Origin of the sequence: Myxococcus vastator, assembly GCF_010894475.1 — a bacterium.
Lineage (GTDB): Bacteria > Myxococcota > Myxococcia > Myxococcales > Myxococcaceae > Myxococcus > Myxococcus vastator.
Window position 1 is genome coordinate 1 of the sequence record NZ_JAAIYB010000192.1, and the last position, 14,690, is coordinate 14,690.

The 14,690-nt window shown below is 71.7% G+C and carries 12 protein-coding genes; 6 read left to right on the forward strand and 6 right to left on the reverse strand.

The genetic code is table 11. The features are described from left to right. Both G4D87_RS19745 and G4D87_RS19750 read left to right on the forward strand, forming a co-directional pair. Window positions 1-1,615: hypothetical protein (locus G4D87_RS19745; protein ID WP_240358426.1), on the forward strand; the 1,615-nt coding region annotated here is incomplete at its 5' end. Between the two features lie 79 nt (window positions 1,616-1,694). Beyond that, window positions 1,695-2,552 (forward strand): hypothetical protein, encoded by an 858-nt coding sequence (locus G4D87_RS19750; protein WP_163783617.1) that lies wholly within the window; start codon window positions 1,695-1,697, stop codon window positions 2,550-2,552. Window positions 2,553-2,567: 15 nt separating this feature from the next. Here G4D87_RS19750 and G4D87_RS19755 read toward each other — a convergent pair whose 3' ends face one another. Continuing rightward, a complete protein-coding gene (locus G4D87_RS19755) occupies window positions 2,568-2,951 on the reverse strand; it encodes a response regulator (protein ID WP_240358427.1) in 384 nt (127 codons plus the stop codon). A gap of 292 nt (window positions 2,952-3,243) precedes the next feature. On the opposite strand from G4D87_RS19755, the gene G4D87_RS19760 reads away from it, so the two are divergent. After that, window positions 3,244-4,179, forward strand: coding sequence for a porin family protein (locus G4D87_RS19760; RefSeq protein ID WP_205507647.1), 936 nt, complete (start codon window positions 3,244-3,246; stop codon window positions 4,177-4,179). 65 nt (window positions 4,180-4,244) lie between these two features. Here G4D87_RS19760 and G4D87_RS19765 read toward each other — a convergent pair whose 3' ends face one another. Then, the gene (locus G4D87_RS19765) at window positions 4,245-4,937 is read right to left on the reverse strand and encodes a nucleotidyltransferase family protein (protein ID WP_176409969.1); all 693 of its coding nucleotides are present in this window, start codon (window positions 4,935-4,937) and stop codon (window positions 4,245-4,247) included. A 179-nt stretch (window positions 4,938-5,116) separates the two neighbouring features. Further along, on the reverse strand, window positions 5,117-6,079 hold the full coding sequence (locus G4D87_RS19770; protein WP_163783620.1) for a glutathione S-transferase family protein: 963 nt from the start codon (window positions 6,077-6,079) through the stop codon (window positions 5,117-5,119). A gap of 236 nt (window positions 6,080-6,315) precedes the next feature. On the opposite strand from G4D87_RS19770, the gene G4D87_RS19775 reads away from it, so the two are divergent. Next, window positions 6,316-7,203, forward strand: a complete 888-nt coding sequence (locus G4D87_RS19775; RefSeq protein ID WP_163783621.1) for an OmpA family protein — start codon at window positions 6,316-6,318, stop codon at window positions 7,201-7,203. A 29-nt stretch (window positions 7,204-7,232) separates the two neighbouring features. Here G4D87_RS19775 and G4D87_RS19780 read toward each other — a convergent pair whose 3' ends face one another. Further along, the gene (locus G4D87_RS19780; protein WP_240358428.1) at window positions 7,233-7,757 is read right to left on the reverse strand and encodes a hypothetical protein; all 525 of its coding nucleotides are present in this window, start codon (window positions 7,755-7,757) and stop codon (window positions 7,233-7,235) included. Between the two features lie 192 nt (window positions 7,758-7,949). Here G4D87_RS19780 and G4D87_RS19785 point away from each other — a divergent pair, with 192 nt between their 5' ends. After that, window positions 7,950-10,958 (forward strand): alpha/beta hydrolase, encoded by a 3,009-nt coding sequence (locus G4D87_RS19785; protein ID WP_163783622.1) that lies wholly within the window; start codon window positions 7,950-7,952, stop codon window positions 10,956-10,958. Window positions 10,959-10,985: 27 nt separating this feature from the next. Further along, entirely contained in the window at window positions 10,986-12,179 is a 1,194-nt protein-coding gene (locus tag G4D87_RS19790; RefSeq protein WP_163783623.1) for an OmpP1/FadL family transporter, read from the forward strand. Between the two features lie 84 nt (window positions 12,180-12,263). Here the strand turns inward: G4D87_RS19790 and G4D87_RS19795 are convergent, their stop codons facing one another. After that, on the reverse strand, window positions 12,264-13,481 hold the full coding sequence (locus G4D87_RS19795) for a cyclic nucleotide-binding domain-containing protein (protein ID WP_163783624.1): 1,218 nt from the start codon (window positions 13,479-13,481) through the stop codon (window positions 12,264-12,266). A 14-nt stretch (window positions 13,482-13,495) separates the two neighbouring features. Then, the gene (locus tag G4D87_RS19800; RefSeq protein WP_163783625.1) at window positions 13,496-14,671 is read right to left on the reverse strand and encodes a cyclic nucleotide-binding domain-containing protein; all 1,176 of its coding nucleotides are present in this window, start codon (window positions 14,669-14,671) and stop codon (window positions 13,496-13,498) included. Window positions 14,672-14,690: the final 19 nt, after the last annotated feature.

The following is a 14,690-nucleotide window of genomic DNA, read 5'->3' on the forward strand; positions in this document are numbered from 1 at the left end:
GGGCCCACCGCCAACCCCCCGAAACCGCGGGCGTGAGTGTCCGGCCCGCTACGTGCTACCCCCAGCGCCACCGAGTCCCTTTTCGCTCCGAGGTCCACGCTCCATGTCGCCCTTCGCGCTTCGCCTTTCCTCGCGCTCCTCGCGGGCCGCGCTCCTGTTCCTGACCGCGCTGCTGCTTCCCCAGGCTCCGGTTCAGGCGGAGCCCGGCATCCGCATCCTGAACTCGCTCCGCACCGAGGAGCTGGCCTTCAACGCGCTCACCACCAACCGGGCCGCGCTGGAGGCCCTCACCGAGCTGCCGCTGCACACGCAGTCGTTCGCCGGCGACGGCCGGTTGAAGCACACGCTGGAGCACCCACCCGCCCGGGAGGTGATGGCCTACCTGACCGAGTGCGCGCTGCCGCGCGGCGCCGGCGTCGAGTGGAAGAGCCGCGCCGGCGACTACTACAGCTTCAAGGGCGAGCTGGGGCTGTGTCCGGAGTGGGAGAAGGACAAGCCGACCCAGGCCTGCCTGGGCTACGTGACGGCCTGTCTGCTGGCGCGCAACAACGCCTTCGGGGACAGCGTGATGGTGTCCATGCGCGGCGAGGACTCGCGCGAGCTCCGGCGCTTCAACCCGTCAGGCAACCGCCACGAGTGGAGCCCCATGTTCCTGCCCTGCGCTTCGGGCGAGGCGGGCCTCCAGGCCGAGTGCGGCTGGTTGGGGGAGCACGTAGGCGCCTGCGCCCCGGGCGACAAGGTGACGGTGGCCGCGGGCGCGCCCCACCCGGAAACCTGCACCGGCCGCCTGGGCCGCATCTTCGGCGACCGGGTGCTGCGCGTGTGCGAGGACCCGCGGGGCTGTGCCTGGGAGGACCGCCTGGCCGACACGCTCGACAACCCCTGCGGCGGCATCGAGCCCAGCGTCGAATTCAAGTGCCCCGCGAGCGGCCGCTACAGCGTCATGTCCGCGCCCTACAGCCGCGCCGCGACGCCGGGTTCGTGGGTGGCCCCGGTGGCCACCGCCGGCACCTACCCGGCCGAGCCCTTCGGCGCGTACACGTTCCGGGAGGGCGCCTTCTACGGCAACATGTTCGACTCGCGCGAGCTGACGGTGGAGGTCGTCCTCAACCCGGAGACCTTCGAGCCCAAGCTCGTCAACCTGCGCTTCAAGGGCGTGGTCCACGACAACGTCCACGCCTGCCACGGCCGGGACTGGGTGGACGGCGACAGCCACCTGCGCTCGCGCATCTGCGCCAACGCCGACATCGGTGGCCAGAGCATCTCCGGCTGCATGGCGCACGCGGCGGGCCCCTGCGAGCCGGGCAGCTACAATCCCCGCCCCGCCCGCTGCAAGGTGAATGACGGCACCGCCGTCTGGGGGGACGGCGACTTCGAGGGCTGCATGGACTCGCGCGGCATCCATCACCCCGAGCCCATCACCGTGTTCCTGCGCTCGCCCTGCGAGGATGTGGACCCCAAGGCGCAGACCACCTGTGGGGGAACGTGTGACTACTCCGTATCCCCTCCCAAGTGCACGGATTCGTGCAAGCTCCCGAAGTCCCCGGGCCAGTGCCTGCAGACGGACGCGTGCCTGAAAGACCCCGCCAGTTGCCCACCGCCGCCCAAGCAATGACGCGGATTGAATAAAGCAGGCCGCCGGGCGTCCAGTGCTCCGGCGGCCGCATCCCCGGCCCATCCTCAGGAGCTGACCCGTGTTCCCAATCCGGACCCTGCTGTGTGCCCTTCTCGCGCTCGCGCTGGGTCTGGGTCCCACGGCGGCCGAGGCCCGCTTCGGCAAGCGCTCGCGGCCGTCCCAGAGTGAGCCGAAGCGGGATGGGGATGACAAGGAGCACGGGGCCTCCGCCATCGGCTCGGACGACGATGACGACGACGCGCCCCGGCGGACGTCCCGGCCGCGCTCCTCGCGCAACCGGCGGTACGCGAGCGGCGGCTCGAGCACCACGTCGGTGAGCTGGCTCTCCTTCTTCTTCGCCACCGGCAACCACCGGCTGAGCCTGTCGCCGGAGTTGCGCGGAGCGCGCCACGCGGCGCCGCTGTCCTTCCGGCTGGGCCTCCAGGGCGGGCCCGTCAACGAAGGGGGCGGCGGCGCCGACCTGTTCCTCGGGCTGGAGGGCCGGCGCCTCGGCGTGGACCTGCGGCTGACGGGCCTGGGCCTGCCCACGGATGACGGGACGAGCGGCTCGGACTCCATCACCCTGACGCAGTCCCACCTCACCTGGGCGCTCATCTCCCACGAGCGTGCCCGCGTGCGCGCGGAGGCGGGCGTCAGCACCGCGCACGCGCCGGACATCACCTTCGTCGGCCCCAGCCTCGGCGCCTCCCTGGAGGCCTGCATCGCCGGCCCCCTGGACCTGGAGGCCCGCGTGCAGGTGACGCCCTTCCCCTACCGGCAGGTGGACGCGAGCGCCGCGCTGGCGTTGCACGTGGGCGCGGTGGTGCTGCGCGGCGGCTACCGCGGCATGGTGCTGGACGACGCCGGCTACGTGGATGGCGTCTCCCACGTCGACACCTTCTACGGCCCCTTCCTGGGCCTGGGCCTCACCTACTGACGTCTTCTGGAGTCCTCACGCCGGCGTCTTCACCACGCCGCCGGCCACCGGGCAGTGCCGCCGCGTCGTCTCCAGCAGCGTCTCCAGTCTCACGGGCTTGCGCAGCACCCCCGCCGCGCCAGGCGGCAGCGGCCCGGCCTCCGCCGTCATCACCACCACCCGTGTCCCGGCGAAGCGCTCATCGGACCGCAGCCGCTCGAGCAGCCCTCGCCCGTCCACGCGCGGAATCTCCCAGTCGAGCAGCACCAGGCAGGCGGACTCCAGCGCCGCGAGCACGCGAAGGGCCTCCACGGCGTTGATGGCCATGGACACCTCGAAGCCCTCGTCGTGCAGCGCTTCCGCCATGGCCCCCCGAACGTCCGGGTCATCCTCCACAATCAGGACCTGCGGTTGCACCACGGGATGAGTCACACCCGGCACCCTAGTCCCTCCATCCCGCCCAGGCACGAGCGACGTCGCCGCATTCCGCGCTCTGTCAAAGCATGAGCATCTGCCGGGCCCGCGCATGCAGATATTACAGCTCGGAGTGAGTCTTCACCGGGTGGCATTCGCGGCGACGGCGAACCGCCGCGGTGTCCGGCGCCGCACAGCACGCGCTGGCGGACGGCACGTCGCGCTGGAGGCCCATGGTCCGTGGGGAGGGAAGGCGGTTGAATCCGCCCGCCCCCGAAATCCCCATGAGGAGTGGACCTTGCCTGCATCCAAGGCCGTGCTGTGCGCCGCGCTCGCGGCGGGTGTCCTGCTGGGCACCTCCCCCGCCCAGGCGCGCTTCGGCAAGCGAGGCACCTCCGCGTCCGCGTCCTCGTCACGGAGCACGTCCCGGCAGGCCTCCCCGTCCCAGGTGTCGCGCGGCGCCCGGGCGCATCCCGCGTCCGCCATTGGCCAGCGCCGCGAGGGCTCGCGCGGCAACCGCCGCACCCACCCGGCCTCCGCCATTGGCCGCGAGCGAACGCCCCGGCGTGACGACGCGCCCCGGCGGCGCGTCGCGCGCGTGCGCCGGCGGCCACCGGGCGTCATCGTCACGGGGGCCCTCATTGGCGCCACCCGCCCGGGCTTCGCCTCCGCGCGGCCCGCCCAGCGGGTGACGCGCGCGCCGGAGGACACGGTGCCGCTGCTGGTGCGCATGGGCGTGCAGGGGGACTTGCTGGGCGACGCCGGGGCCATGGGGCTCTTCATGGCGATGGACGGCCGCCGCCTGGGCCTGGACACGCGCATCACTGGCATGACGCTGCCCGCCAAAGAGGGCTCGGAGGCCACCGACCGCATCACCCTGCTGAGCGCGCATGCCTCCGCGGCGCTGTGGGCGGGTGAGCGGGGCCGGCTGCGGCTGGAGGGCGGCTTCGCCAGCGCGCATGCGCCGAGCATCCTCTTCGTGGGCCCCAGCTTCGCCGTGTCCGCGGAGGCCTGCATCGGCGCCTCGCCCGTGGACATCGAGGCTCGCATCCAGGCGGTGCCCTTCCCGCACCGTCAGGTGGATGCCCAGGCCGGCCTGGCCCTGCACGCGGGCGCGCTCAACCTGCGCGGCGGCTGGCGCGCGCTCTACCTCAACGATGCCGGGCACACGAACGGGGAGGAGCAGGTCGAGCGGCTCACCGGCCCGTACCTGGGGCTGGGCCTCACGTTCTGACGCATCAGGATGGTGCTGGCCGGAGCCCCCTGTTTCACGGGCCCCAGCCAGCCCTCCGTCACGCGTTACTCGTCGGACGCGGCGGCCATGGGCGCCGAACCGCCGCCCAGCTCCGCCACGTTGGACGTCGCCGGGCCGGTGCCGCGCTTGCTGGTGCCGCGCCGCTTGGGCGGAGGCGCCAGCCGCGGCTGCGTGCCGAACAGGCGCTCGTACGTCTCCGGCGTGTTGATGTTCACCACCACGCCCGGGTCCTTCACCGGCACGCGGCGCACCTTCATCGCCGCCAGCGCGGGCTCCAGTTGCGAGCCGTCCGCGGCGCGCAGCCGCTCCGCCCCGCTCCGGGAGAGCACCAGCGGCCAGCCGGGCGCGCCCTCGAACTCCGGACGCAGCAGCTCATCCGCGTCTTGCGCCATCTTCAGGAGCGACTTGAGCGTGGACGCGCGCAGCGCCGGCATGTCCACCGGATGCAGCAACACCACGTCCGCGCCCGCCTCCAGCGCGGCCTCCAGCCCCGCCTTTATCGACAGGAGGGGCCCTTCCTGCCACCGCTCCGCTTCCACCAGCTCCATTCCCGGATGCTGCTCGCGCACCGCCTCGGAGTCCTTCCCCACCACGCCGAGCACCATGGAACCCGCCTTGCCAAAGGTGGATGCCAGGGACTGGAGGAAGCTCTTGCCTCCCTCATGCTCGATAAGCGCCTTGGGGTGGCCCATCCGCCGGGCCTCACCCGCAGCGAGGATGATCGCCACTGCCTTCATGCCAGCCTCCTCCGCCCCCATGAATGAACGCCGCAGGCCCGGGGGCCTCCGCTCAAAGGCTGTGGCGTCCGCGTGGGATTGCAGCCCACCCCTGGGTCCCAGCCGTCAGCCAGACGCCAGTCACTCCGGACGGGTGTTCGCTGGATGAGCATCCGGCCAGGCGCTCCGTCCTCCATCCGTCATCCGAAACGCCGGGCCCTGTCGTGGGGCTCCCCGAGCGGAACCGTGGGCCCCAGCGGCACCACGCGCGTGGGGTTCACCGTCGTCTGGCTCCAGTAGTAGTGCAGCTTGATGTGGTCCAGCTGCGTCGTCTCCGTGAAGCCGGGCGTCTGGTAGAGGTCCTTCAGGTACCCCCACAGGTTTGGATAGTCCTGGATGCGCCGCAGGTTGCACTTGAAGTGGGCGTGGTACACGAGGTCGAAGCGCACCAGCGTCGTGTAGAGACACACGTCCGCCTCGGTGAGCGTGGCGCCGCACAGGTAGCGCCGCGTGCCCAGCACCTGCTCCCACGTGTCGAGCGCGGAGAACAGCTCGCGGCACGCGTCCTCGTAGGCCTCCTGGCGGGTGGCGAAGCCCGCGCGGTACACGCCGTTGTTGATGGACGGGTAGATGGCGTCCAGCGTGGCGTCCACCTGCGCGCGCAGGTGCGGCGGCGCCAGCTGCACGGACGCGTCCCCGTACGCGTCGAACTCCGTGTCCAGCATGCGCAAGAGCTCGCGCGACTCGTTGTTGACCACCGTCTCCCGCTGGCGGTCCCAGAGCACCGGCACCGTGACGCGGCCCGTGTAGTCCGCGCGGGCCTTCACGTAGAGCTCCCGCAGGAACGCGAGGCCGTAGAAGGGCTCCGGGTCGGAGCCGGGGTAGCCCTGGAAGGTCCACCCGTCATCCCCCATGCGCGGGTCCACCACCGTCAGGCCGATGGCGCCCTCCAGCTTCTTCAGCTTGCGGATGATGGCCAGCCGGCTGGCCCACGGGCACGCGTAGGAGATGTAGAGGTGGTAGCGCCCCGGCTCGGCGGGGAGACCGCTGGAGCCATCCGCCGTGACGCGCTCGCGGAACACCGTGGGCGGGCGCTCGAAGCGCCCCTCCGCGTCGGGCGCGTACCAGCCCGTGTGCCACCTGCCCTCAATCAACTGTCCCATGGCGGACGCCTCCCCGCGCTCAACGTGTCCATCCTCGCCGCCAGATGCACCACCTCCGGCGCGGGTTTCCGCTCCCAGGCCGGGTCCGCCGGACGCGGCGTGCGAAGGGGCGGGCTCCCTTCTGACACCGCTGCAACCTTGCACCGCCAGACACCTGCGCACACCGGGGCGCCTTGAGGCGCACCCTGGGCGTCTGGCTACGGTGGCCCCCGTTCAGCCACTCGGGAGGTCTCGACATGACGGAGTCCACGCAGCACGGCCAGGCGCAGCACGGACGGCCCTGGGTGCCCTGGCTGGTGACGGCGTTGGTGGTGCTGATGTCGGGCGGGATGATGTACCTGGCGCACCGCGGGACGAGCCGGGCCGAGGCGCTGGCGGAGCAGTCCCGCCAGTCCGCCATGGACGCCGCCACGCGGGCACGGGACGCGGAGACGGCGCGGCTGCAACTGGAGCAGAAGCTGGCGGCGCTGGAAGCCGAGCGCACCCAGCTCGCCACGGAGAAGGAGCAGCTCAGCTCGGAGAAGGAGCAGCTCAGCCAGACGGTGCAGGAGCAGGAGGCGGAGCTGGCGAAGCTGAAGGCCACCTACGACGACCTGCAGGACAAGATGAAGGCGGAGATCGCCGACGGCGCCATCCGCCTGTCCCAGGTCGAGGGCCGCATCCAGGTGGACCTGGTGGACAAGGTGCTGTTCGACTCCGGCGACGCGAGCATCAGCGCGCGCGGCCAGGAGGTGCTGACGCGGCTGGGCAGCGTGCTGGCCAAGGTGGAGGACAAGTCCATCCAGGTGTCGGGCCACACGGATGACTCGCCCCCGTCGCAGAAGCTGCAGAGCACCTTCCCGTCCAACTGGGAGCTGTCGGTGGCGCGCGCGGTGAACGTGGTGCGCTTCCTCCAGGACACCGGCGGCGTGCCCGCGCGGCGACTGGTGGCGGCGGGCTACGGGCAGATGCGGCCGGTGTCCACCAACGCGACCCCGCTGGGCCGCGCGCGCAACCGGCGCATCGAGGTGCTCCTCATGCCGGACCTGCCCGCCAAGCGCACGCCGGCCGCGGCCGTCCAGCGCGCGCTCGCGGGTGGCACCGCGACCAAGGCCCAGGCGAAGCCCGCGCGCGGGGCCAAGTAGCCCCGCGCCGGCCGGTGGCGCCTCTTGCGCTACTGCTTCTTCACCGACTCCAGCAGCTTGCGGAAGGACTTCTCCGAAGCGGCCACCGTCTTCTCCGGGCCCGTCAGCTTGAAGAAGACGGCGCCCTGGGCGCCCTCGACGATGGCGCCCAGCAGCCGGAAGCCGGGCTTGGGCGTGGAGGGGCCCATCATCGGCCCGCCGCCCGTGTACGTGCCCTTCACATCCACCGTCGTCAGCGGCAGCCCGTTGAGCTTCTCCGCCTTCGTCTTCGCCTCCTTCGTGATGGGCTTGCCGTCCGCCGTCTGGAACTGGCCCACCCAGCGCTTCACGTTGGCGTCCACCGCGCCGCCCTGCCCCGGCCCGAAGTAGAAGACGGCCAGCTCCGCGCCCTCCGTGTCCCCCTTGGCCGCGGAAATCTTGTACGTCGCCGCGCGCATCGGCCGGGGCCCCTGCACCGCCCAGTCCGCGGGCGCCGTCCACGTCAAGCCCCCCGCGCCCTCCGCATGCGCCACCACGGCAACGGCCACCACCAGCACACCCAATAGTCGGTTCATGCGCGGCAGCGTAACCCCCGGGAGCCCACTGCGCAGCGTGTCAACGACCGCCCGTCTCACCACCCCGCACGCGCCATCACAAGTGACACAACGCGTCAAGTCCCTCGTCTTCCTGCCAACCCATGGACGTGGTACGCCACGGACGTTTCCAGTCCAGTCATCCCAACCCAGGACTTGGAGGGGGTTGTACCCATGAGAAAGGTGTTGTTCCTCGGGGCTATTGCCCTGGGCGCCTCGGCCTGTACTCCCGACATCGCCCAGGACCCGCCGCGGAGCGCCGAAGACTCCGTCGTCGCGGAGTTCGATCCGACCGGGTCCCCGCCCGTCGTCCCGTCGCCCAACGACCTGGCCATCGTCAATGGCCTGGTCAACGCGCCCATCAACCCACAGGCGCCCGCCGCGGAGCAGGAGTTCACGCGCGACTACGTGAACACGCTCAACGGCTTCCCCACCACCGTCACCGCGACCACCCGGATCCGAGGCCTGGAGGCGGGAACGGTCAACACGAACACGGTGAAGATCATCGACGTGTACGCGGGCACGCCGCTGGCGAAGCCGGCGACGCCCAGCTACATCGGGTACAACGAGGAGACCAACCTCGTCACCATCATCCCCCCGCTGCCCGGGGGTTGGCCCAAGGGTGGCCGCTACGCGGTGGCCATCATCGGCGGTGAGAACGGCGTGAAGACGACGGCCGGCAAGCCGGTCATCCCGTCCGCCACGTGGGCCTTCGCCAGCTCCACCGAGTCGCTGGTCACCTGCGACGACCTGCAGGCCCCCGACTGTCAGACGGCCACCGAGCTCATCCCCTCCACGGTGACGGAGCCCGCCGCCCGCCTGGCGGACCAGACGGCCAGCGCCCTGCGGCTGGAGCAGCTGCGCCGCGGCTACGCGCCCATCCTGAACCTGGTGTCCGAGCAGTTCAGCGTGAAGCGCGAGGACATCGTCCTCCTGTGGACCTTCAGCATCATGGACCACCCGGAGGCCACCTTCGACCCCGCCGGCAGCGTCATCCCCTTCCCCAATGACCTGCTGCGCGTGCGGGCCACGGAGACGACCCCGGCCCACCTGAACCTGCCGGTGCCCCCCGAGGCGGGCCCCGCCCAGAGCCTCATCGCGGGCCTCAACACGCTGGACGGCTGGTCCACCACCGCGCCCATCGTGTCGGAGAACGGCGCGACCCGCGGCCCCATCGACCCGGGCTCCCTGCTGGACGCCAACACGGTGCGGCTGAAGATTGGCTTCGCGCCGGACGCCGAGGGCACCGAGGATGACGCGAAGACCACGCTGCGCTTCGTCAAGCTGACCAACCCCACCTCGGGCACCAACCCCCAGGTGAAGGTGTGCTTCAACTGCGAGCCTGTCGTGGAGGGCCTGACGCCGGCGCCGAACTCGCCGCAGCAGCTCCAGATTGTCCCGGAGGTGCCGCTGGACGAGGCCACCCAGTACGGCGTGGTGATGCTGCGCGGCATGAAGGACACGCTGGGCCGCACCGTGGCGCCCACCGCCGCGCAGGCGCTGATGCGCATGGCCAACCCGCTGGTGGACGCCAACGGCAAGAGCCAGGTGGCCGCCGTTCCGGACAACCTCGCCGCGCAGCTGGAGCCGGCGCGTCTGGGCATGAAGCCGCTGTTCGACGGCCTGGAGGCCGCGGGCATCCCGCGCAAGGACATCAACCTGGCCTGGGCCTTCACCACCCAGAGCACCCGCTCCATCCTCGAGGTGCTGAACGGTGCCCCCACGCAGGTGCCGGCCGACCCGGTGTACCTGGTGGACCAGACGGCCACCATCAAGGGCACGATGGACGCCCTGACGCTGGACAACGACGCGGTGGGCCGCGTCTTCATCGGCGCGTATCACTCGCCCTACATCCTGGATGACACGCAGGGCACGCTCAACCGCGCCACGCCCCGCATCGACCGCGTGCCGTTCATGCTCTTCACGCCCGCCGGCACGGCGCCCGCGGACGGCTACCCGGTGGTCGTCTTCGGCCACGGCCTGACGGGCAACCGCACCAACATCATGACGGTGGCCAACAACTTCAACGCGGCGGGCTACGCCGTGGCGGCCATTGACACCGTGTTCCATGGTGAGCGCGCCAGCTGCGCCGGCATCAGCCAGGCGTCCCCGGTCGTCGTCGACGAGAACCGCGACGGCACGCCTGAGTACGTCTTCACCACGCCGGACGAGGCCTGCGACGACGGCGACACCTGCGACGTGACGGCGGGCAGCCCCACCTTCGGCCGCTGCGTGTCCAGCAACCAGCCTGTGTGCAACGTGGCGCCGGACGCCTCGCCGCACGGGGACCTGTTCTGCTCCAGCCAGGGCCTGGGCCGCTGCGTGGCCGCGCCTGGCAGCCCCACCGGCACCTGCGAGGGCGGCGACTTCGCCCGTCCGGGTCCCACCCAGCCGCCGTATGTCTCCGGCGCGGGCTTCCTGAACCTGGTCAACCTGTTCGCCACCCGCGACAACTTCCGCCACCACGTGGTGGACTTCGCCCAGTTCGTGCGCGCGCTGGACACCGACAGCCTCAACGGCCGCCTGGCCGGCGCGGGCGCCGGGACGCTGAACACCAGCCAGTTCAACTACGTGGGCCAGAGCCTGGGCGGCATCCAGGGCGTCCTGTCCGCCTCCGTGTCCCCTGTCGTCAGCCGCACGGCGCTCAACGCGGTGGGCGGTGACCTGGTGGACATCCTCCTGACGGCCACGGACCCGACGTTCGTGCAGTACCGCACGGGCTTCTTCAACACCCTGGCCAGCATCGGCCGCACCCCGGGCACGCCTGAGTTCTACGAGTTCATCACCCTGGCGCGCACCATCCTGGACCCGGCCTCGCCCCGCAACTACGGCAAGTACCTGGAGAACTGGCCCGAGGACGATTCCAAGCCGCCGCTCCCCGCCAACCGCGAGGCGTTCATCCAGTACATCCAGGGCGACCTGGTCATGCCCAACCCGGTGACGGAGGGCCTCATCGACGCGGCCAACCACCCGCTGGTCAACGCCTCCACGCCTCGCACGGTGCAGTCGTACCTGGCGGACGTGCAGGGCCTGCCGGCGAACGTGCGTCACGCGTTCTTCGGCATCGTGGACCCCTCGCAGGACCCCGGCTCGGCGACCAGCCAGTTCCTCCGGTCCGTGCGCAACACCGCCCAGAACCAGGTCATCGAGTTCCTGAACACGGGCACCGCGCCCACCCCGTAACGGCCTCAAGAGAGAGAACGAACCCCCATGAAGAAGACACTCTCCCTCATCACGTTGCTCGCCGCCGGGACGACCCAGGCCGCGGGCTTCCAGGTCAACACCCAGAGCGCCCGCTCCTCGGGCATGGCCAACGCGGCGGCGGCGTGGCTGGACGACTCGTCCGCCATCTACTCCAACTCGGCCAACATCCTGGGCGTGGAGAAGCTGGACATCACCGCGGGCGTCACGGGCATCCTCCCCAGCCTGCAGTTCACCCCCACGGGTGGCCCGGTGCAGGGGCAGAAGACGACGCTGTCCCCGCCGCCGCACGTGTTCGCCGTGTACAAAATCTCGGACTCGCTGGCGGCCGGCGTGGGCTTCTACACGCCGTTCGGCGCGAGCAGCCGGTGGGAAGACGGCTTCGTGGGCCGCTTCCGCGCCCAGGAGTCCGGGCTGTCCATCTACAACATCAACCCCACGGTGGCGTACCAGGTGCACGACCGCTTCCGCGTGGGCGTGGGCCTCAACATCGCCCGCGGCACGCTGGAGATTAAGCGCGCGCTGGGCTTCGTCACCAGCGAAGGCCAGGTGCACCTGGGCGGCGCGGGCTGGGGATTCGGCTTCAACGCCGGCGTCCAGGCCGTGGTGGTGCCCAAGCTGGTGACGTTGGGCGTGCAGTACCGCAGCGCCATCGGCATGACGTTCAAGGGCGACGCGGACTTCCAGAACGTGCCACCGGCCTTCCAGGGCCGCCTGCCGGACACCCGCGTGGAGGGTGACGTCAAGCTGCCGCAGTCGGTGGTGGCGGGCATCGCCGTCACGCCGCTGGACCGCCTGACGATTGCGTTCGACGCCAACTGGGTGGGCTGGTCCAGCTTCCCGGAGCTCGCCATCGAGTTCCCGGACAACCCGGCCATCAACAACCCGCTGCCGAAGAACTGGCGCTCGACGTGGAACTTCCACCTGGGCGGTGAGTACGGCATCACCGACGCGCTGCAGGTGCGCGCTGGCGTGCTGCTGGACCCGGCGCCCAGCCCGGATGACACGCTGACGCCGGACCTGCCGGACGCGGACCGCTTCGGCGTGTCGGCGGGCGTGGGCTACAGCTTCGGCGCGGTGCGCGTCGACGCGGCCTACCAGTTCGTCAACCTGTCGGACAAGAACAGCACGGCGCCGGGCATCCCCGGCGTCTACAACGGCACGGCCCAGGTGTTCGGCCTGACGCTCGGCTACACCATGTAGTCTTCCGGCACCGTCCGGACCTCACCGCGCCCGGGTCTCCTCACGGAGGCCCGGGCGTTGTGTTTCCAGCGTCAGCCCTTCGCGTCAGACGCGCAGGTCTCCGTCGTGCAGCACCCGCCCGGAGGCCAGCGCCTGCGCCGTGCGCTGGAGCCGCTCCGTGCCCATGCGCATCAACTGGCCCTTGAGGCCCGGCTGGCTGAGCAGGTGCTTCTGGAAGGCGCCGCGCTCCAGCCGCAGCACCACGCCCGCCACGTCCGCGCGCACGGTGACGGACACCGGCTTGTCCAGCAGCAGGGAGATTTCACCGAAGACGTCGCCCTCGCGCAGCTCCGACAGCGCCACGCGCCGCCCATGGGGCTGCTCCAGCCACGGCGTGCAGCGCCCGCGCAGCAGCACGTAGAAGGCGTCTCCCGGCTGGCCCTGCGTCATCAGCGTCTCGTCCGCGGCGAAGGAGCGCAGCTCGAAGTCGCGCGACACCGCGGCCTTCTGCGCGGGCGTCAGCTGATTGAAGAGGGGGTTGCTGCGCAGCAGGTTCTCCACCATCCGCCGCCGGTAGAAGGCCTCCACCACCGCCGTCACGTCCGGATGCCGCGCCGCCACCACCTCCAGGTGCTGGCGCGTGAGCTCCAGCAGCACCGCGCGCTCGGTGGCCACCACGGTGGCGAGCCGGGGCCCCTCGGAGATGAGCGCCAGCTCCCCGAAGAAGTCCCCCGGCGTCACGGCGCCCACGCTCCGCCGCTGGCCATCCTCCAGCGCGCGCATCACGTCCGCGCGGCCCTCCACCAGGGCGAACATGGAGGCGCCCGGCGTCCCCTCCTCCACCACCGTCTGGCCCGGAAAGAAGGCGCGCACCTGGAGCGCCTCGAGCAACGCGACGAAGGCCTCCCGGCTCACCTGCGAGAGGATGGGCAGCCCCTGGGCGCCCTCCTCCGTGACCTGCACCCGGGTGGCCTCCACGGACACCGTGGCGCCCGGCGGCAGGGCGAAGCGCTCCGCCAGCACGCGCGCGGTGCGCACCAACGCGGCGTGGGTCGCGCCCAGCCGAGGCAGGGCCACGCACGCGGCCACCGCGCGCAGGGGCTGGCCTGCCTTCGTCCAGGCCAGCGCGGCCTCCTGGTACGCGGCGGCGGCGTCCGAGGGACGGCCGAGCCACTCCAGCAACTCCGCCACCTTCTGACGCACCTCCGCGTCGTCCGGCGCGTCCTTCACCACGCCCTGGTACTCCGCCAGGGCCTCCTCCAGCTTGCCCTCGCTGGCGAGCTGGACGGCTCGCTGCCTGTCCGCGCCGTGCCCGTGCGCCATGGCCACCTCCCTTGCTACGCGCTGAGCGCGCGCACGCGCTCCGCGAGCTTTTCCGTGAAGAGGCGGAGGATGCGCAGCGCGGCCGCCTCGTGCGTGTCCAGGTAGTGCTGGAAGTCCACGCGCGTCACCCGCAGGGCCCGCACGGACGTGCGCGCGCACACCTGCGCGGACGTGTCTCCGTCCAGGATGAGGGAGATTTCGCCGATGAAGGCCCCGGGCCCCAGCGTGTTGAGCAACCGGGCGCCGGGCTCCGGACCGACGAGCACGTCCACCGTCCCCTCCAGCAGCACCAGCAGCCCCGAGCCGGGCGCGCCCTTCTCCAACACCGTGGCCCCCTGCGCGAACTGCACCGGCCGCGCCAGTTGGTAGAGGTCCTTCATGTCCACCAGGGACAGCTCACCGAAGAGGGGAATGGCCTTGAGGTATTCGTAGCCGTCCGGCGGCGGCGGCGCGCGGGCGGGCTCCACCGACGGGCCACCATTCAGGTTCAGGTGACGCAGCAGCCGCGTGTGCTCCGCCCGGAGCGCGATGTCCCCCTGGAGCTCCGGTGCCTGGAGCGCATCCGCCAGCAGCACCAGCGCTCGCCACGAGTCCCCCTGCGCGTCCAGCAGCGCGCTCATCCGCAGCACCGCCTCACGCCGCGCCACCGCGATGTCCGGGGACACGGCGCGCAGGGACTCCAGCTCCGCGTGGGGGTTGCCCAGCTCGCGGTACACCGCCGCGGCCTCCATGGGGCGGCGCAGCCGGGTGAGGCAGCGGGCCATGCCCTCGCGCGCCCGCAGGGACTGGTACAGCGACAGCGCCCGCTCCAGCGCGCCGCCGCGCTCGAAGGCCGCCGCCGCCCGGGACGGCTCACCCGCGCGCAGCCACGCCTCCGCGGCCAGGAGCAGCGCGCCCGCCTGCTCGTGGAGCTGTGCGGCGTCAGCCGCGGCGCCATCCATCTCCAGCACCCGCGCGGCGCCAGCGAAGTCACGCGCCCGCCGCAGCACCGACACCAGCGTGGCGCGAGCGGACGCGGATGCGCGCGCGGACTCGGCCAGCACGACGTCCCGCTGCGACGCCGCCAGGGCCTCGTAGGTGCGGACGGCCACGTCCACCGTCCCCTGCGCCACCGCCTCCCAGAAGGGGCGCGTGCCCGTGCTGGCGGGCAACTCGTCACCGTGCGCGGGCTCCACCGTGGAACGTGCCATGCCGTGAACTCCCCCAGGC